We start from the raw sequence: 18,564 nt of genomic DNA, 5'->3' as shown, positions 1-18,564 counted from the left end.
CGGCGCGGCTGGATCAGCGCAGGCCCAGCCCGCGCGCGATCATGCCGCGCAGGATTTCGCGGGTGCCGCCGCGCAGCGAATACGACGGCGCGATCTGCGTCACATAGGCCAGGGTGCGGTACAGCGCTCCATCGGCAGCGAGTGCCGGTTCGTCGCCAAGCGCGGCTTCGACCAGGGCCGGCACCGACTGCTCGAAGGTGGTGCCCAGGTCCTTCACCAGCGCCGCCTCCACCACCGGGCTTTCGCCCGCGGCCAGCCGCGCCGTGACCGCCAGCGACATTGCGCGCAGCACCGCCAGGTGGCCGGCAAGGCGGCCCGCGGTGACGGTGTCGCGCCGCGCGGGCGGCAGCCGGCGCAGGGCGTCGAGCCAGGTGTCGAGCAGCACCACGCTGGAGTACAGCCGCTCCGGCCCGCTGCGCTCGAACGCCAGCTCGGCGTTAACCTGCTCCCAGCCGCTGCCCTCGTTGCCGACCAGCGCATCCGGCGCCAGCGCCACGTCGTCGAAGCTCACTTCCGAGAAGTGCGCATCGCCGGTCAGGTCGCGGATCGGCCGCACCGTGACGCCCGGCGCGTGCAGGTCGACGATGAACTGCGACAGCCCGGCCTGCCGGTCCTGCGGCGTGCCCGAGGTGCGCACCAGCGCGATCATGAAGTGGCAGCGGTCGGCGTTGGTGGTCCAGATCTTGCGCCCGTTCAGGCGCCAGCCGCCATCAGGCTGGCGCACCGCGCGCGTGGCCACGCTGGCCAGGTCCGAGCCGGAATTGGGCTCGCTCATGCCGATGCAGAAAAAGGCCTCGCCGCGGCTGATCGCCGGCAGGTAGCGGGCCTTCTGCGCGTCGTCGCCGTAGCGCAGGATCAGCGGGCCGCTCTGGCGGTCGGCGATCCAGTGCGCCGACACCGGCGCGCCGCAGGCCAGCAGTTCCTCCACCAGCACGAAGCGCGAGAACGGGTCCAGCCCCGCGCCGCCGTACTGCGCCGGCAGCGTGATGCCGACCCAGCCGCGCGCGGCCAGCGCCCGGCTGAAGCCGGCATCGAAGCCCATCCACGAGCGCGCCCGCGTTTCCGGCGGCAGTGCCGGCAGGTGCTGGTCCAGGAAGGCCCGCACCTCGGCGCGGAATGCCGCGGCGTGGGGTGGCAAGGTGGTAAGGCTGAAGGTGGAGAGCAATGCGGTCACGTTTGAGTCCTGTCGCTTGATATGGCAGAGGGCGTGCTTTGGATTCCGCGCAGCGTCACCGACCTGCCAGCAGCCGGCGCGCGGTATAGGTCATCACCAGTTCGCCGCGCTGGTTGAACACCTCGATGCGCGAATCCACTACGGCGCGGCCGCTGCGCGAGGTCGGGCGGATGCCGGTCACGGTCACGGTGGCGTGGATGGTGTCGCCGACCAGCACCGGGCCGTGGATCTGCTGCGTCAGCTCCAGCATCGCCAGCCCGGTGCCCTGGATCATGGTCTGCAGGATGAAGCCTTCGATCAGCGTATAGGTCAGCGCTGCCGGCACCGGCCGGCCCTGGATCGCGCCGCCGTCGTAGCCGACTTCGATAAAGATGGCCTCGACCATGCCGGTGACCGAGATGAAGTTGACCAGGTCGGTCTCGGTCACGGTGCGGGAGAAGGTGCGGAAGGCCTGGCCCTCGTGCAGGTCTTGCCAGTAGAAGCCCTGGCCCAGGCGGGGCAGTTCTGCATGCGTCATGGTGTCTCCGTGGCGGGGGCGCAGCGCGCCGCGCCGCTCTGTTGCAGTTGCGCGATCTGCTCGGTGCCGAGCCCGGCCTCGGCCAGCACCGCGTGGGTGTGTTCGCCCAGCCGCGGCGGCACCGCCAGCGGTGCGCGCTGGCCGTCGAAACGCACCGGCGCGCCGGGAAAGCGGAGCTTGCCCATGGCCGGATCGTCGGCGGTCTCGAAAAAGCCGGTGGCGGCCAGGTGCGGATCCTGGGGCAGGTCGTCGAGCGTATTGATGCGCGCCACCGGGATCTGCAGGCGTTCGCACAAGCCCACCCAGTGCGCGGTGCTGTGCGCCTGCACGATCTCGCCGGTCAGTTCGTACAGGGTCTCGATATGCTCGGTGCGGGCGGCGATGTCGGCAAAGCGCGCATCGGCGGCCAGCTCCGGACGGCCGGCGGCGTGGAAGAAGTCGCGCCAGTGCGCATCGGTGTACGGCATCATGCAGACATGGCCGTCGGCGCTGCGGTACGGGCGGCGCAACGGCGCCAGCACGCGCGGATAACCGCTCGGGCCGCGCGGCGGGTCGAAATGCCGGCCGTAGAAGTGCTCGACCAGGTTGAACGCCACCATCGATTCGAACATCGGCACCTCGACCAGCGTGCCATGCCCGCTGCCGCCGCCGGCCTGGCGCCGGGCGCGGCCGGCCAGCGCCGCGCACACCGACAGCGCCACCACCAGCCCGCTGGTCTTGTCCGCGGCAATGGTCGGGAAGTAGCGGCTGTCGCCGGTCTGCGCCGCCATCAGCGCGGCATTGCCGGACAGGCCCTGGATGATGTCGTCGTAGGCCGGCCGGCCGCCATAGGGGCCGTCCTCGGCAAAGCCGAGCAGGCTGACGAAGACCAGGTCCGGATGCCGCGCCCGCACCGTGTCGGGATCCAGCCCGAGCGCCGCCAGCTTCTGCGGGCGCATGCTGTGCATCAGCACGTCGGCGCGGTCCAGCACGCGCGCCAGCGCCGCCTGTGCCGCCGGCTGCTTCAGGTCCAGCACCACGCTGCGCTTGCCCCGATTGACCCCCAGGAAGATCGCCGCCATGCCGGGTTCGGCGGCGGGCCCGGTGCGGCGCGTGGAATCGCCCTCGGGCGGCTCGACCTTGAGCACGTCGGCGCCCAGGTCGGCCAGCCACTGGCTGGCATACGGCCCCATCACCACCGTGGACAGGTCGACCACGCGGATGCCTGCAAGCGGCAGCATAGTGTCTCCGGTCTTTTTTACTGTGGGCCACAGGGTAGATCAGCGCGGACCGGCTGGTCTAATATTAGTTTTTTAGCAATCGATATCTTCTGGATATTGCAGACCATGGACCTGCGCCAACTGCAGCAGTTCGTCGCCCTGGCCGAGACCGGCAATTTCCACCGCGCCGCCGAGCGGCTGCACATGGCGCAGCCGCCCCTTTCGATTTCGATCCGCAAGCTCGAGGAACAGCTCGGCACGGCGCTGTTCGTGCGCACCTCGCGCGGGGTGCGGCTGACGCAGGCGGGCGAGGCCGCGCTGCATGACGCGCGCCGGGCGCTGTTCCACGCGCAGCAGGCGCGCGCCGCGGCAATGGCGGCGGGGCAGGGTGAGCGCGGCGCATTGCGCATCGGCTTTATCGGCTCGGCCACCTATGCGCTGCTGCCCAAGCTGATCCCGGCATTCCGCGCCGCGCATCCCGGCATCGAGCTGATCCTGCACGAATCCACCACCGCCGCGATCCTCGACCGGCTGGAAAAGCACCAGATCGATGCCGGGCTGGTGCGCTTTCCGATCCTGAGCAGCGGCGGCTATGTGCTCACGCCGCTGGAGAACGATGTCTTCGTCGCCGCCGTGCCGGCTGACAGCCCGCTGGCGCGCGCCGACGCGATCGCGCTGCGCGCGCTGGCCGACCAGCCCTTCATCATGTACCCGGCGGCGCAGGTGCCGAACCTGCATGCGGTGGCGATGATGCTGTGCCAGCAGGCGGGCTTCGTGCCGCGCGTCACGCAGGAGGCGGTGCAGGTTCAGACCCAGGTCAGCCTGGTGGAAAGCGGGTTGGGCGTGGCGCTGGTGCCCAGCGTGGCGGCGCGCTACGCCAACCAGCGCGTGCGCTTCCTGCCGTTGTCGAGCCCGCGTCCGGCGGGCCGCATCGGCATTGCGCTGGCGGCGCGGCCCGATGACGGCGACCGCCAGGTGCAACGCTTCCTCGCGGCGGCGCAGGCCGCGGTGAGGTAGTGCAGCGGGGCGCCGCCTCAGGCGGCGCGTGGGCGCGGGGCGCGCGGCCGCACCGCGGAAGTCACGCCGGCGCGCTCCAGGTTCACGCCGGGCAACAGGTGCAGCAGCCGCACCAGTTCGGACTGGCGATGCGTGCCGGTCTTGCGCAGCGTGTCGCGGATATGCACGCGCACGGTATGGGGCGAGAGGAACTCGCGCTCGGCAATCTCGTTGAGGGTTTCGCCGGCGGCCAGCCGGATGGCAATGATGCTTTCCTTGCGCGACAGCCCGAACAGCGAGGTCAGCACGCCGGCATCCAGCACGGACCGCGATTCGGAATTGCCCAGCAGCAGCATCGCCGCCGGCAGCTGCCAGGGGCCCTCCACCGGCTGGCGCGACACCAGCGGCGTGACGATGATCGGCACTGGCTGCCCGCCCGAGGTGATATGCATCCACGAGCCGGACGCGGCGTCGGCGCCGCGGCCGCGCATGGCGCCGTCGAGCAGCTTGCGCAGCACCGCCTGCAGCGTGTCGCTGTGGGCGCGCAGCACGCCGTCCTGCAGCGACAGGTAGCTGTCGGCCTGCACCAGCGCTTCGGCCCAGCTGTTGGCATAGCGCACGCGCAGGTCGGCCTGCAGCACCATCACGCCGAAGTCCAGGGTGTCGAGCCCGGCCAGGCCCAGGCTGGCCAGCCCGCTCAGTTCAAAGTTGCGCTGCTGCATGCGCGCGGCGCGCACCCAGTGCGGCATGACGTGGGACAGGCGCCGCTCGCGCTGGCCCGCGCTGATGCTGCCTGCGTTGGTGCCGCTCATCAGCACGCAGACTTCGGCGTTCTCGACCAGCCGGATGCCCTGTTCCAGCTCGCTGCAGGCCAGCGCCGGCGCCGCGGCCGCGGCGCCGGCGCAGCACAGCGGGGCGGCGTCCAGCGGGGCGTGGCCGGCGCCGTGGCCAGACCAGTCGAGCGGTCCGGGCAGGCAGTCCGGCAGGGTGGCCCCTGTGGTGAAGCAGCCGTGCGGGGTCACGCCCAGCCGGGCATGGCCGGCCAGCTTGTCCCAGATCAGGTAGCGGGGGCTGACGGTGCAGGTGTATCGTGAAAAGAGATCGAGGGCGGCGGGCATGGCCGCGACATCCAGCGCGGACTCATAGATGGAGTCGACCAGACGATGGAAGTCCTCGTCTGTTGTCGGGTGTTCGCCCATGTTCAGATCCCCCCGGTGGCAAACGCCTCTTGCTCTGCGCCACGGCAAGTGGCCACATCCCTACGTACTATCGGTTCCGTTCTGGCGTTCTGTAGTGCGCCGATACGGCTGCTGCCGGCAGCGCAAAGTAGGTCGCGCTTGCCGTGCCGCAATCATGCCAAACAATGTTGTATGTTTTATACCCCGTGCTTGGGGGGGGAAACCCCGATTGTGCGGCGCAAGATTTCTATTAAGTCCCCACCCGGTCGGGGTTCCCGGGCGTATAGCCCCCGGTACTGATGAGCCGCCGGCATGGGCCAGCGGTCACGGCGGCGCGCCTTTCGGCGCCAGTTCCCCGACGGGCAGCTCCGCCGTCCCGCCGTCCACCTGGATGGTCAGGTTCGGTGATGCCATGCGGATGCCGCTGGCGTCGAAGTTGCGCTTGAGCCTGGCGTTGAAGGCACGCGTGATTTCCGCCTGCATCAGCGGCCGGGTCTTGATCTGGGCCAGCACCACCGGGCCGCTCGGGTCGAAGCGGTCCAGGCCGAGGATCTCGAGCCCGGACATCAGCTTGTGGCCGAAGCGGAGGTCGCGTGCCAGCTCGGCGCCGGTGGCGCGGATCAGTTCCAGCGCCCGGTCCAGGTCGCTCTGGTAGCTGATGCCGATACTGAGCACGGCATAGCCGTAGCCGCGCGACAGGTTCTTGACGGCCTTGATCTGGCTGTATGGCAGCGTATGCAGCGCGCCGCGGCCATCGCGCAGCTTGACGGTGCGGATGGTCATGGCCTCGACCACGCCGGCGTGGTCGGGCAGCTCGATCGAGTCGCCGATGGCGATGGAATCCTCGACCACGATAAACAGGCCGGTGATCAGGTCCTGCACCAGGCTTTGCGCGCCGAAGCCGATGGCCAGGCCGACCACTCCCGCGCCGGCCAGCAGCGGCGTCACGTTGACCCCCAGGTTGGCGAGCACCACGATCACGGTGAGCACCAGCAGGCCGATGAACGAGGCATTGCGCACCAGCGGCAGGATGGTCCTGGCGCGCAGGCTGGGCTGTGCGGCGCGCGCGTGCGCGGGCGACAAGGACTGCGTGATGGCGGTATCGATCAGCAGCCACACCAGCCAGGCCAGCAGCACCGTACTGGTGACGCGCAACGCGGCCTCGGTCAGGTGGCGTGCGGCGGCCGACGACTCGGCCAGCCGCACCAGCGAAGAGCCCCACACGCGCATGACCATTTCCACGAACCCTGCCCACACCACCACACGCGCCAGCGCCAGCGCAAAGCGCCCGAAGCGCTGCAGGTAGGCCGAGCGGCGCCGGTCGCGGATGCGCGGCGCGCGCGCGTCGGCCTTGGGCGAGCGCCCCAGCACCATCGTCATCAGCAGCGCGGCGACAAACAGTGCCACCGATGCCACCGTGCGGCGCAGGAACACGTCGGCATGCCCCGTGGCCAGCACCGTGCCGATCACTGACGCCACCACCACGGCCAGCACCGGCAGGTGCCAGGCGTGGCCGGCCAGGCGCAGCAGGTCGGTCAGGGCGGGATGGGCCTGGCGGAAGGGCAGCGGCCGCTGGCTGATCAGCTGGCCGATCTGGCGCCGGAAACACAGCGCGAACGCACCGATGCCGAGCGCCGCGGCGATATTGGCCAGGGTGGAGACCAGCGCCGACAGGTTGCTGCCCAGCAACGCGACCATGCGGCCGTCGGCCGCGCCGTTGCCCAGTGCCGCCAGCGCGCCGGTGCAGAACAGCAGCCACGGCGAACGCGCCAGCAGTTGCCGCACCGCCAGTTGCCGGTGTGCGCTGCGGAACAGCGCGAAGATGACCTGGCACACCGCCGCGGCGATCGCGCCGGCCACGATCGCGTAGGCCACCAGCACCGCGGCGACGCTGGCCGGCGATTGCGCGAACAGGTGCCGGGCCAGCAACAGCGTCAGCCCGAATGCCACCACCCAGGGCCCGATATGGCGCAGCATGTAGAGGCCGACGTCGACCCACGAGGGCAGTTCCGGCAGCTTGCCGCGCGGCGCGCGCGCGGTGCCCGCGGTGCGCCGCCGCCGCAGCCGGTGGCCGGCCTCGTACAGCAGCCAGCCGCACACCGCCCATGCCGCCAGCACCAGCGCGAATTCGCGCAGCGAGTCCAGGCCGGTGCGCGTGCCGCCCTGCGTCAGCGCGGCGCGCCATTCCTCGGCCGCGAAGCGTGTGCGCCAGCCCCAGTATTGCCAAGGGCCGCGGTCTTCGCGCAGGTGCGAGTCGACTTCGTCCAGCACCTGCGCCATGGCACCGATCAGCCCGGGGGCCGAGGCCGCGGCCGGCGGCGCCATTGCGGCTGACGCCGCCAGGCCCTGCCGCAGGGTTTGCAGCTGGCCTACCAGCGCGCGCCGCTCGCCGTCGTCCTGCAGCGTGGCGATGACCTGGTCCAGCGACTGCGCCAGCGGCATGCTGGCGGCGGGGGCGCTGGCGGCGGCTGCGGGTTTTTCCGCCGGCGCCAGCAAGGCCGAGAGCGGGCCGGCCGGGGCCGCGGGCATGGCGCACAGCAGCGCCAGCAGGCCGGCCAGCCAGGCCAGGGCGGCATGCCGGCGGCGCCGGACAAGGGCGTGAGGTTGGGGTTTGCGCATGGCGGGTGATCGTCTGCCGGCTTGCACCGGCGCCGGAATGGCCATCGATCGCGCCACTGTAACGCATCGGTCGCGCGGTGTGCCGGGCGGCGTTCTGGCGCGCGCATCGGCCGCATTCGTCGCATTCGTCGCTTCAGACGATGCATCGGCGGCCCCGATCCCCGAATCTCGAACTCACTCCGGTACAGGCGCTTCTCGCGCCTGCCGGCTTCAACCCCATCAACCAGAAAGCGGTCGGGCAGCGCCGGCCGCACGGCAACAAGAGACAAAGGAAAGACGGCATGGAACTCAATGCATCGGTATCGGCAGTAGTGACGGGCGGCGCTTCGGGACTGGGCGCGGCGACCGCGCGGGCGCTGGCGGCACAGGGCGTGCGCGTGGCACTGTTCGACCTGAACGCCGAGAAGGGCGAGGCGCTGGCGCGTGAACTCGGCGGCGTGTTCTGCCAGGTCAACGTGACCTCCGAGGCCGAGGTCGAGGCCGGCTTTGCCAAGGCACGCGCCGCCATCGGCCAGGAGCGCATCCTGGTCAACTGCGCCGGCACCGGCAATGCGATCAAGACCGCCTCGCGCTCCAAGGAGGCGCCGGACCAGATCAAGCATTTCCCGTCCGATGCCTTCGAGCGCATCATCCAGATCAACCTGATCGGCACCTTCCGCTGCATCGCGCGTTCGGCCGCCGGCATGCTGACGCTGGACACCGCGGGCGGCGAGCGCGGCGTGATCATCAACACCGCGTCGGTGGCGGCGCAGGACGGCCAGATGGGGCAGGCGGCGTACTCGGCGTCGAAGGCGGCCGTGGTAGGCATGACGCTGCCGATCGCGCGCGACCTGGCGGGCGAGGGCATCCGCGTCAACACCATCCTGCCGGGCATCTTCAATACGCCGCTGCTGCAGGGCGCGGCCGAGAACGTCAAGGCCGCGCTGGCCGCCTCGGTGCCGTTCCCCAAGCGCCTGGGGCAGCCGGAAGAGTTTGCCTCGCTGGCCGTCGAGATGTGCCGCAACGGCTATTTCAACGGCGAGTCGGTGCGCCTGGATGGCGCCATCCGCATGGCGCCGCGCTAAACCCCCGACTGGCCTGTCGCCATGGGCGACCCGCGTCGCGCGAGTCCGCCCATGGCATGAAATCTCTGGGAGACGCGGATGGATTTCAGCTATCTGACGACGCTGCCTCACGCGGTGCGCCATTTCGCGCGCCTGCGGCCGGAGGCGGTGGCGTATTCGTTCGAAGGCCGGCAGACCACCTACGCCGAATTCGAGCGCAACACGGACCGCGTGGCGCAGGCCCTGCTGGCCGAAGGCGTGCGCGCGGGCGATCGCATCGCCTATGTCGGCAAGAACAGCGACCACTATTTCGAGCTGCTGCTGGGCGCGGGCAAGACCGGCGCGGTGATGGCGCCGGCCAGCTGGCGCCTGGCGCCGCCCGAGGTCGAGTTCATCCTCGCGCATTGCGATGCCGTGGTGCTGTTTGTCGGCGCCGAGTCGGCGGCGATGGTGCGCAACCTGCTGCCGGCGCTGCCGCTGGTGCGCAAGGTGGTGGTGATGGAGCCGTGCGCCGGGCAGGGCGACTCGCCGTGCTACACCGACTGGCGCGACGCGCATCCGGCCACGCCGCCCGACCATGAGCCGGCCGCGCACGACGTGGTGCTGCAGCTCTACACATCGGGCACCACCGGCCGGCCCAAGGGGGCGATGCTGACGCACCGCAACCTGACCATCGGCACCGAGGTCAGCGAGCGCGAACACCTGGCGTGGTCACATTGGGTGGCCGACGATATTTCGCTGGTGGCGATGCCGGTGGCGCATATCGGCGGCTCCGGCTGGGGCCTGCGCAACCTGCTGTCGGGCGCCAAGGGCGTGGTCGCGCGCGAGTTCGATCCGCGCGCGGTGCTCGACTTTATCGAGCACGAGCGCGTCAGCAAGCTGTTCCTGGTGCCGGCCGCGATGCAGATCGTGCTGCGCGACCCGCGCGCGCGCCAGGTCGACTATTCGCGCCTGAAGTACCTGCTGTACGGCGCCGCGCCGATTCCTGCGGCGCTGCTGCGCGAAGGCATCGAAGTGTTCGGCTGCGGCTTCGTGCAGCAGTACGGCATGACCGAGACCACCGGCACCATCGTCGCGCTGCCGCCCGAGGACCACACCACCGACGAGGTGCCGCGCATGCGCGCCGCGGGCAAGGCGCTGCCGGGGGTCGAGCTGAAGGTGGTGGATTACGAAGGGCGCCAGCTGGCACCGGGCGAGGTCGGCGAAGTGGTGGTGCGCTCGCAGCACAACATGGCCGGCTACTGGAAGCAGCCCGAGGAGACCGCGCGCACCATCGACGCCGACGGCTGGCTGCGCACCGGCGACGCCGGCTACATGGATGCCGAGGGCTACCTGTACATCCACGACCGCGTCAAGGACATGATCATCAGCGGCGGCGAGAACGTCTATCCGGCCGAGGTGGAAAGCGCCATCTACGGCCATCCGCAGGTGGCCGACGTGGCCGTGATCGGCGTGCCGGACGAGAAGTGGGGCGAGGCGGTCAAGGCCATCGTCGTGCTCAAGCCGGGGCAGGCGGCCGACCGCGATGCCATCCTCGCCTGGACGCGCCAGCGGGTGGCGGGCTTCAAGGTGCCGAAGAGCATCGAGTTCGTCGAGGCGCTGCCGCGCAACCCGTCGGGCAAGCTGCTGCGCCGCAAGCTGCGCGAGCCGTTCTGGGAAGGCATGAACCGGCAGGTGAACTGAGCCGTTCACTCGAGCCACCAAAACATCACGGCCATTCCCGCGCAGGCGGGAATCCAGCGTCCTTCAAAGTCACTGGGTTCCCGCCTGCGCGGGAACGACGATCGCCTACTCCTTCTTGATCACGCTGACCTTGCCATCGGCTTCCAGGTAGAGCGCCTTGACGCCTTCGATGGAATCGACGCCATGCTGGCGGTACTTGGCCTCGAGTTCCTCGTCGGTGATGTTCTCGCGCCGCATGTTCTCGTGCAGTTTGACGCCGTCGCGCACCAGCAGCACCTTCCTGGCTTCGGCAAAGCGCTGGAAGCCCGGGTATTTGTAGGCGAGGAAGTCGATCAGCCGGTTCCAGGCGATCAGCGTGATCACCAGCAGCACGGCGTCGGCCACGCCTTCGCCCTTGCCCGCCATGCCGTTCTGCGCCGCGTCGGCGACGATGACAATCAGCAGCAGGTCGGCGATGCCCATCGAGCCGATGTCGCGCCGCACCACGAAGCGGAACAGCAGGAACAGCGACCAGTACATGACCGTGCCGCGCACGATGGTTTCGAGCGGCGAGACGGTGAAGAAGAGCGCTTCACGCCAGTCGATAGAAAAGTCCATGCCGGCATTGGCTGCAACTTCCTTGCCAGCCGGCGGACAGCCTGGAGCGGCCGCGCCGTGGCGCCGGCGCCGCTATATCGCAGGTATCGAATGGTAGTTCTTACAGGCACGCACCGGCCTCGCTAGCCGTGCCTGCAAACCGCGGTCAGTCGGCCTGGATGCCGAACTCCTTCACGACCTTGGTGTAGCGCGAGGTATCGCTGGCGATCAGCCTGGACAGAACGGCCGGCTCGCCGCCGGATGGCGTGACGGCGATGGTGGCCATGCGCGCCACCACGTCGGGCATCTTCAGGATCTCGTTGACGTGCGCGTTGAGCGTGCGCACCACCTCGGGCGGCATGTTCTTCGGCCCCAGCAGCGCCTGCCAGGCGCCGATCTCGACATCCTTGTAGCCGAGTTCGGCCAGCGTCGGCACGTTGGGCGCGAACGGCGAGCGTTTCTGGTCGGCCACCGCCAGCGGCACCAGGCTGCCGTTGCCGACGTATTGCGAAATCGCGCCGTAGGTGATGTAGGTGACCGGCACCTGGCCGCCGATCACGTCGACGATGGCGGGCGCCAGGCCGCGGTATGGCACCTGGCTGATCTTGATGCCGGCGGACTTGTTGAACAGCTCGCCCATGATGTGCATCGGCGAGCCGTTGCCCGGGGTGGCATAGGTCTCGACCTTGCCGGCCTTGGCGCGCGCGACCAGGTCGCTGACCTTGGTGATGCCGGTGCCCTTGTTGACCACCACGAACAGCGACTGCGTGCCGATCTGGCTGATCGGCGTGAAGTCCTGCTGCACGTCGTAGCTGGCGCCGGTGCCGGCGCGCAGCACCAGCGGCGCGATGGCGACGGTGTTGGGCGCGAGCAGCAGCGTGTGGCCGTCCGGGTTGGCGCGCGCCACGTAGGCGCTGCCGATGGTGCCGGCGGCGCCGGTGCGGTTTTCCACCACCACGGATTGCTTCAGGCGCGGGGCGAGCTTTTCGGCCAGCATGCGCGCCAGCACGTCGACGTCGCCGCCGGCGGGGTAAGCGACGACGATGGTGACGGGCTTGCTCGGGTATGAACCCTGGGCCAGCGCGCTGCCGGCGCCCAGCAAGGCGGCGGGAGCGAGCGTGGCGGCGGCCAGCGTGGCCAGGAGGTGGCGTCGTGCGGACTTCATGATCTTCAGACCTCGGTAAAACCGGGCACCGGCCCGGGGGGCGGTGCCGCGTGGAGTGGAATCCGGCGCGCGGCGCCGGTGGCGACGATGAATCGACGGACTCAGAAAATGTGCTTGATGCCGAGCATCGAGCCCCACTGGTTCTCGCCCGGACGCGGGGCGGAACCGGGCGAGCCGCCGCTGACCGACATGGCAAGCTGGCCGCCGTTGTTGATAAAGCCCGCGGTGGCATAGACCGAGGTGCGCTTGCTGAAACTGTAGGTCGCGCGCAGCGCGTACAGCATGGCCTGGTTGTCGCTGCCGTGGTAATTCAGGAAGTACACCTGCCCGGCCAGATTGACTGCGGGCGTGATGTCGTGCGAGACGCCGGCGTAGTACAGGTCGCTGACCGGCGTCGGGCTGCCCTCGTTGTCGCGGCGGATCCAGCCGGCGCCGAGCTTGGTGTTCTTCAGCAGCATGTAGCCGCCCAGCGACAGGCGGTCATCGGTCAGGTTGCTGCTGGTCAGGCCGCCGAAGGCGCCGGGGCCACCGCGCTGCGAGTCGTACGCCGCGATCACGCCCCAGGTCTTGTTGTCGTAGCCGACCATGGCCGACCATTCGCGGCACGCCTTCTTGTCGGCGGGGTTCTCGCCCGCGCAGTTGGTGCCGGCTGGACTGGGCCCGGCGTTGACCGCGTCGCGCCCGAAGCTGTAGGTGGCGCCGACGACGAAACCGTTGAAGTTAGCCTTGTACGCGACCGCGTTGTCGGCGCGCGTATTGGGCAGGTAGCTGTCCAGCGAGCCGGAGCCGTAGACGTTGGGTCCCAGGATATCGCTGTCCAGGATGGCCCAGAACAGCATGGTGTACTGGCGGCCGAACGACAGTTGGCCGTAGGGGTTGCTCAGGCCCACCAGCGCCTGGCGCCCGAACAGGCGGCCGCCCTGGTTGGCGCTGCCGCTGTCCGGCGAGAAGCCCGATTCCAGCACGAACAGGCCCTTCAGCCCGCCGCCGAGGTCTTCCGTGCCACGGATACCCCAGCGCGACGGCACCGTGGCGGTGTTGTTGGGCATGCGCACCAGGCCGTCGCCGTTGGCGCCGACATTGCTCACGTACTCGACGCCGCTGTCGATCACGCCGTACAGCGTCACCGACGATTGCGCCGATTGCGCCGAGGCCAGCAGGGGGGAGGCCGCAAGCAGCGCCGCGGCGGTTCGTGCAAGTTTCATCTACCAGTTTCCTTCCGTTTTCCGTCTTGTGGTGTTTTGCTCTTGTGCTCCGGTACCCGTGCGGATGGCGGCACCGGATGTCGTCTTCGCCTCTTTTGTGTTTTATATATGGAACGTCAAACAACATAAGAAACGTTTGGCAAAATATAGCCGTGACTTTCCGGAACATGTGAGGAGGGTTATCCCTAAAGCGGCGGGCCCGGACGGCGCCGGTTGGCGTGCCGACGCCGTTTGGAGGCAGGCCTATCGTTAACCCTGATCCCGGTAGCGCTTGCGCAGCGCCTATGCTTAGAGGGTTTTATTTGCCAACTACAGTTTTATATATGGAACAAAATCAGCGTCAGACGCATGCCGAACCGGACCGTGGCGTGCTGGACGCCCTGGACAGCGGCTTTGCCCAGCGCGTGGCGCAGGTGGATGGCGCGCGCGTGGCCTACCGCTGCGGCGGCGGCTCCGGTCCGGTGGTGGTGCTGCTGCATGGCATCAGCTCCGGGGCGGCGTCGTGGCTGCCCTGCGCCAGCCTGCTCGCCGCGCATGCGCGCGTGATCGCATGGGACGCGCCGGGCTACGGCGATTCCTCGCCGCTGGCGCAGGCCCGGCCGCTGGCCGCGGACTATGCGCGGCGGCTCGAGGGCCTGCTGGCGGCGCTCGGCGTGCAGCCGGCGCTGGTAGTCGGGCATTCGCTGGGTGCGCTGATGGCGGCCGCCTATGCCGCCACCGCGCGCGCGCTACCAGATCGCCTGCTGCTGCTGAGCGTGGCGCAAGGCTACGGCGCGCCTGGCAAGGAGGCGCAGGCCAGCGCGGTGGCAAGCCAGCGCCTGGAGGCGCTGGCGTCGCTGGGCGTCGACGGGCTGGCGCAGCGGGGCCCGGCCCGGCTGCTCAGCGAAGCGGCCGATGCGGGCGCGCAGGCCTGGGTGCGCTGGAACATGCGGCGGCTGAACCCGGACGGCTATCGCCAGGCGGTGGCGATGCTGTGCGGCGACGACATCGATGCCTACCTGGCGCGGCGCCCCGACCGGCTGCCGACGCAGATCGCCTGCGGCGGCCGCGATATCGTCACCACGCCGCCCGCCTGCGCGGCGCTGGCAGAACGCTTCGACCTGCCGTTCTCGCTGATCCCGGATGCCGGGCACGCCTGCTATATCGACCAGGCCGCCGCCACGGCGCGGCTGATCCGTTCGGCCCTGCCGGCCGGCCAGTAACTCCTCGCCCTGCGGCGTCCTGTCGCCGCGTCCCGCCTTGGCGGCGCCTCGCTTGCGCCGCGCCGCCGGGCAATCTGCCCGGTCGCGGGTTAACCCCAGTCAATTTTTAGGCCGTCGTTGTCTATAGTCGTACCTGTGTTCAATATCTAAACCAGTGTTTCATTAGTAAAACGTAGCGCGGCAGCCAGCAGACCGGCCGACCACGCACGCGGAACACGGTCCCCCAGCTGCAAGACATGGAGCCAAGCGCAATGGAAAGCCTCTCGTACAACCCGAACCTGGTGCCCTGGGAGCGTCCGGCGCCGAACAACGTGGCGGGCAAGGGCCATATCGAGCGACCCGGCAAGGTCGCCAACATCGTCTGGCAGACCCGCGCCAGCGCCCCGAGCGCTTATGAGAACGCGCTGGGCGACGCGCTCGAAGCTGCCTTCGAGGGCGGCGCGCAGAACCCGCAGGACATCGTGCGCGCGTGCAACGCCGCCGGCTTCCTGACCGTCGACAGCCAGCCCTGGACCGAAGAGCGCTTCCTGTCGGAAATGCGCCGCCTGGGCGCCTGAGCCCCCGCCGCCCCAGCACAGCGTCTAAGCGAGAACCACATGGAATCGAACAAGCAAGCCCGCGCCGAAGCCCGCCTCAACACCGGCCTGCGCAACTACTGGTACCCCGTCGCCGCCTCGTGGGCCGTGTCCCATGCCCCGATCGGCATCACCCGCCTGAGCCAGAACATCGTGCTGTGGCGCGATGGCGCCGGCCAGGTCCACGCGCTCGAAGACCGCTGCCCGCACCGCGGCGCGCGCCTGTCGATGGGCTGGAATCTGGGCGACCGCGTCGCCTGCTGGTACCACGGCGTGGAAGTCGGCGGCGACGGCCGGGTCAAGAGCGTGCCGGCGGTGGAAAGCTGCCCGCTGGAAGGCCGCACCTGCGTGCGCAGCTATCCGGTGCAGGAAAGGGCCGGCGCGATCTTCCTGTGGTTCGGCGACCAGGCCCCGCAAGGCGAGGGCAGTCCCGACGAACTGCGCCTGCCGGAAGAACTGGTCAGCGAGGAACACAGCAACTTCCTGTGCGTGGCGCACTGGGACTGCAACTACCGCTATGCCATCGACAACGTGATGGACCCGATGCACGGCGCCTACCTGCACGCGGTGTCGCACTCGATGGCCTCCGGCGAGAAGTCCGCCGTGATGCAGATCCGCGAGACCGAGCATGGCCTGGTGTTCGAGAAGACCGGCCAGCGCGGCGTCAACTTCGACTGGGTGGAATTCGGCGAGACCGGCACGCTGTGGCTGCGCCTGGCGATCCCGTACCGCGCCAAGGTCGGCCCCGGCGGCCCGTTCGGCATCGTCGGCATGGCCACGCCGGTGGATGAAGACCACTGCATGGTGTTCTTCTGGCGTACCCGCCAGGTGCAGGGCTGGGAACGCGACGTGTGGCGCTTCCTGTATCGCAACCGCCTGGAGCAGCTGCACTGGGACGTGCTGGAGCAGGACCGCGTGGTGCTGGAAATGATGGCCCCGAACGCCCGCGACCACGAGATGCTGTACCAGCACGACGCCGGCATCACCCGCGTGCGCCGCCTGCTCAAGCGCCGCGCCGAGCAGGAAGTCGCCGACGAGCCGGTTGCCATGCTGAAGCCCGCCGGAGCCGCCAGCCATGCCTGAAGCCATCAAGCACAACCCGCTGCTGGCGGGCCGCAAGGTGCTGGTCACCGGCGCCGCGCGCGGCCTGGGCCTGGCCTTCGCCCGGTCGCTGGCCGAAGCCGGCGCCAGCGTGGCCATGGCCGATATCCTGGCCGAACGCCTGCAGCAGGAGGCCGACGCACTGCGCGCCCGCGGCCTGAAGGTGGTGCCGGTCACGCTGGACCTGTCGGATCCCGCCTCGGTGCAGGCTTGCGCCGACGCCGCGGTGAAGGCACTGGGCGGCCTCGACGGCCTGGTCAACAACGCTGCCGTGACCGACTCCGGCGGCCGCGACGCCAGCGCCATCGACATTGCCACCTGGGACCGCGTGATGAACGTCAACGTGCGGGGCACCTGGCTGATGACTGCCGCCTGCCTGCCGGCGCTGCGCGCCAGCGGCCGTGGCGCGGTGGTCAACCTGGCCTCTGACACGCCGCTGTGGGGCGCGCCCAACCTGCTCGCCTACGTGGCCAGCAAGAGCGCCATCATCGGCATGACCCGTTCGCTGGCACGCGAGCTGGGCCGCGACCAGATCACGGTCAACGCCGTGGCGCCGGGCCTGACGCTGGTCGAAGCCACCGAGTACGTGCCCCAGCACCGGCACGACCTGTACCGCGAGCAACGCGCGATCTCGCGCGAGCAACTGCCTGAGGACGTCTGCGGCGCGGTGCTGTTCGCGCTGTCTGACCTCGCCCGGTTCGTGACCGGGCAGACGCTGGCGGTCAACGGCGGCTTCGTCATGCATTGATTCAGGGCGTTTCTTATTTCATGACCACACTCGCACACCACCGTCATTCCCGCGCAGGCGGGAATCCAGCGTCTTTAACGACACTGGGTCCCCGCGTGCGCGGGGACGACGACGTGCGGGCGGCGTCGTGAATTCCGAAAACATTCAATCGAAGGAATCCAAATGAGCGATCTTTCCCAACAGCAAAACATCAAGCGTTCCTGGGACCAGCCGGACGGCGCCTCGTTCGACCAGTGGATGGAAAGCCGGGTGGCGCGCTTCTCCACGCGCAAGTACGACTGGGACGCGCTGAAGTTCCAGGCCGACTACGACCCCAAGTACCGCCGCGCGCAGATGCGCTACCTGGGCACCGGCGGCACCGGCGTGGCCGCGGACACCAACACCGTGCCGTCGGAGCACTTCACCTTCTCCACCATGATCATCCCGGCCGGCCATGAAGGCCCGTCGCACCTGCACACCGACGTGGAAGAGGTGTTCTTCATCCTGCGCGGCAAGATCAAGCTGATTCTTGAAAAGGATGGCGAGCGCTTCGAGACCATCCTGACCGACCGCGACCTGGTCTCGGTGCCGCCGGGCGTGTACCGCGAGGAAATCAATATCGGCGAGGAAGACGCGCTGATGTGCGTGATGCTCGGCGCCAAGAAGCCGATCACGCCGACCTACCCGCCCGAGCATCCGCTGACGAAGATCAAGCGCTGATGCGCCATCGGCCCGTCCACACGCACTGACCATGAGCACCAACGCCATCCCGACGACGCCCGCCGCCAACGAGACCCCGGACAAGTACATCGTCCCGGGCCTCGAGCGCGGACTGCGCCTGCTCGGCGAGTTCAGCAGCAAGGACCGCACCATGTCGGCCGCGGAACTGGCGCGCCGCCTCAAGGTGCCGCGCTCCACCGTGTTCCGCCTGCTGACCACGCTGGAAATGCTGGGCTTTGTCGAGCGCGCCGATGGCGGGCGGGATTTCCGGCTGGGCATGGCGGTGCTGCGGCTCGGGTTCGAGTACCTGGCGTCGCTGGAGTTGACCGAACTGGGCCGCCCGCTGCTGGAGCGGCTGCGCGACGAGATCGGCTACCCGACCAACCTGGTGGTGCGCGACGGGCGCTCGATCGTCTACGTGGCCAAGGCGATGTCGCCGCGGCCCTTCGCCAGTTCGGTCAACGTCGGCACGCGGCTGCCCGCGCATGCCACCGTGCTGGGGCGCGTGCTGCTGGAAGACCTGTCGCTGGCGGAGCTGCGCGCGCTGTATCCGGAGGCGCAGCTCGAAGTGTTCTCCGACAGCACGCCGCGCACCGCCGATGCGCTCTTCGCCATCGTCCAGCGCGACCGCGAGCGCGGCTACGTGCTGCAGGAAGGCTTTTTCGAATCGAGCATCTCGACCATCGCGGCGCCGGTGCGCGACCGCACCGGCAAGGTGGTGGCGGCGCTGGGCGCCACCATCCCCGCCGCGCATATCGATCCGGAACAGCTGGACGCGATGGTGGAGAAGGTGAGAAGCACCGCGGGCGAGCTGTCGCGCCTGCTCGACTACCGGCCGTCGCTGCACAGCGCCGGCAAGGTCGTGAATCTGTATCGGGAGTGAG

At 69.4% G+C, this 18,564-nt stretch carries 17 protein-coding genes; 9 read left to right on the top strand and 8 right to left on the bottom strand.

Annotation, left to right across the window (positions count from 1 at the left end; genetic code table 11):
• Window positions 1–13: 13 nt before the first annotated feature.
• From CBM2588_RS16715 to CBM2588_RS16705, 3 genes are read right to left on the bottom strand one after another with little or no spacing between them, the layout of a single operon-like run.
• Window positions 14–1,174, bottom strand: coding sequence for an acyl-CoA dehydrogenase family protein (locus tag CBM2588_RS16715; protein ID WP_115681560.1), 1,161 nt, complete (start codon window positions 1,172–1,174; stop codon window positions 14–16).
• Window positions 1,175–1,229: 55 nt separating this feature from the next.
• Entirely contained in the window at window positions 1,230–1,691 is a 462-nt protein-coding gene (locus CBM2588_RS16710; protein WP_115681559.1) for a MaoC family dehydratase, read from the bottom strand.
• Entirely contained in the window at window positions 1,688–2,911 is a 1,224-nt protein-coding gene (locus CBM2588_RS16705; RefSeq protein ID WP_115681558.1) for a CaiB/BaiF CoA transferase family protein, read from the bottom strand. The genes CBM2588_RS16710 and CBM2588_RS16705 overlap by 4 nt, the downstream gene beginning before the upstream one ends.
• Before the next feature lie 105 nt (window positions 2,912–3,016).
• Between CBM2588_RS16705 and CBM2588_RS16700 the strand changes: the two genes are divergently transcribed.
• Window positions 3,017–3,907: a LysR family transcriptional regulator gene (locus CBM2588_RS16700; RefSeq protein ID WP_115681557.1), complete on the top strand. Its 891-nt coding sequence runs from the start codon at window positions 3,017–3,019 to the stop codon at window positions 3,905–3,907.
• A gap of 17 nt (window positions 3,908–3,924) precedes the next feature.
• Here CBM2588_RS16700 and CBM2588_RS16695 read toward each other — a convergent pair whose 3' ends face one another.
• Both CBM2588_RS16695 and CBM2588_RS16690 read right to left on the bottom strand, forming a co-directional pair.
• Window positions 3,925–5,085 (bottom strand): helix-turn-helix transcriptional regulator, encoded by a 1,161-nt coding sequence (locus CBM2588_RS16695; RefSeq protein WP_115681556.1) that lies wholly within the window; start codon window positions 5,083–5,085, stop codon window positions 3,925–3,927.
• 303 nt (window positions 5,086–5,388) lie between these two features.
• Complete coding sequence (locus CBM2588_RS16690; RefSeq protein WP_115681555.1) at window positions 5,389–7,683, bottom strand: mechanosensitive ion channel family protein; 2,295 nt, start codon at window positions 7,681–7,683, stop codon at window positions 5,389–5,391.
• Between the two features lie 281 nt (window positions 7,684–7,964).
• Between CBM2588_RS16690 and CBM2588_RS16685 the strand changes: the two genes are divergently transcribed.
• Complete coding sequence (locus CBM2588_RS16685) at window positions 7,965–8,747, top strand: SDR family NAD(P)-dependent oxidoreductase (protein ID WP_115681554.1); 783 nt, start codon at window positions 7,965–7,967, stop codon at window positions 8,745–8,747.
• Between the two features lie 78 nt (window positions 8,748–8,825).
• The gene (locus CBM2588_RS16680; protein ID WP_115681553.1) at window positions 8,826–10,409 is read left to right on the top strand and encodes a fatty acid--CoA ligase; all 1,584 of its coding nucleotides are present in this window, start codon (window positions 8,826–8,828) and stop codon (window positions 10,407–10,409) included.
• A gap of 105 nt (window positions 10,410–10,514) precedes the next feature.
• Here CBM2588_RS16680 and CBM2588_RS16675 read toward each other — a convergent pair whose 3' ends face one another.
• The 3 genes from CBM2588_RS16675 to CBM2588_RS16665 form a co-directional block, all read right to left on the bottom strand.
• A complete protein-coding gene (locus tag CBM2588_RS16675) occupies window positions 10,515–11,006 on the bottom strand; it encodes a DUF421 domain-containing protein (protein ID WP_115681552.1) in 492 nt (163 codons plus the stop codon).
• Window positions 11,007–11,151: 145 nt separating this feature from the next.
• Window positions 11,152–12,150, bottom strand: a complete 999-nt coding sequence (locus CBM2588_RS16670) for a Bug family tripartite tricarboxylate transporter substrate binding protein (protein WP_115681551.1) — start codon at window positions 12,148–12,150, stop codon at window positions 11,152–11,154.
• A 101-nt stretch (window positions 12,151–12,251) separates the two neighbouring features.
• A complete protein-coding gene (locus CBM2588_RS16665) occupies window positions 12,252–13,355 on the bottom strand; it encodes a porin (RefSeq protein WP_115681550.1) in 1,104 nt (367 codons plus the stop codon).
• A gap of 323 nt (window positions 13,356–13,678) precedes the next feature.
• On the opposite strand from CBM2588_RS16665, the gene CBM2588_RS16660 reads away from it, so the two are divergent.
• The 6 genes from CBM2588_RS16660 to CBM2588_RS16635 all read left to right on the top strand — a co-directional run bounded on the left by CBM2588_RS16660 (window position 13,679) and on the right by CBM2588_RS16635 (window position 18,563).
• Window positions 13,679–14,557, top strand: coding sequence for an alpha/beta fold hydrolase (locus tag CBM2588_RS16660; protein ID WP_115681549.1), 879 nt, complete (start codon window positions 13,679–13,681; stop codon window positions 14,555–14,557).
• Between the two features lie 251 nt (window positions 14,558–14,808).
• On the top strand, window positions 14,809–15,114 hold the full coding sequence (locus tag CBM2588_RS16655) for a recombinase-like helix-turn-helix domain-containing protein (protein WP_231942179.1): 306 nt from the start codon (window positions 14,809–14,811) through the stop codon (window positions 15,112–15,114).
• 39 nt (window positions 15,115–15,153) lie between these two features.
• Window positions 15,154–16,215, top strand: a complete 1,062-nt coding sequence (locus CBM2588_RS16650) for an aromatic ring-hydroxylating dioxygenase subunit alpha (RefSeq protein WP_115681547.1) — start codon at window positions 15,154–15,156, stop codon at window positions 16,213–16,215.
• Window positions 16,208–16,981 carry an SDR family oxidoreductase gene (locus CBM2588_RS16645; RefSeq protein ID WP_115681546.1) on the top strand — a complete coding sequence of 258 codons (774 nt, stop codon included), beginning with the start codon at window positions 16,208–16,210 and terminating at the stop codon, window positions 16,979–16,981. The genes CBM2588_RS16650 and CBM2588_RS16645 overlap by 8 nt, the downstream gene beginning before the upstream one ends.
• A gap of 162 nt (window positions 16,982–17,143) precedes the next feature.
• Window positions 17,144–17,680: a cupin domain-containing protein gene (locus CBM2588_RS16640; RefSeq protein ID WP_111521839.1), complete on the top strand. Its 537-nt coding sequence runs from the start codon at window positions 17,144–17,146 to the stop codon at window positions 17,678–17,680.
• A gap of 31 nt (window positions 17,681–17,711) precedes the next feature.
• Window positions 17,712–18,563: an IclR family transcriptional regulator gene (locus CBM2588_RS16635; RefSeq protein WP_115681545.1), complete on the top strand. Its 852-nt coding sequence runs from the start codon at window positions 17,712–17,714 to the stop codon at window positions 18,561–18,563.
• The last annotated feature ends 1 nt before the right edge of the window (window position 18,564 follow it).

Source organism: Cupriavidus taiwanensis, from assembly GCF_900250075.1.
GTDB lineage: Bacteria > Pseudomonadota > Gammaproteobacteria > Burkholderiales > Burkholderiaceae > Cupriavidus > Cupriavidus taiwanensis_C.
Note: the sequence above shows the minus strand (reverse complement) of the source record. Positions and strands in the feature narration are given on the sequence as shown.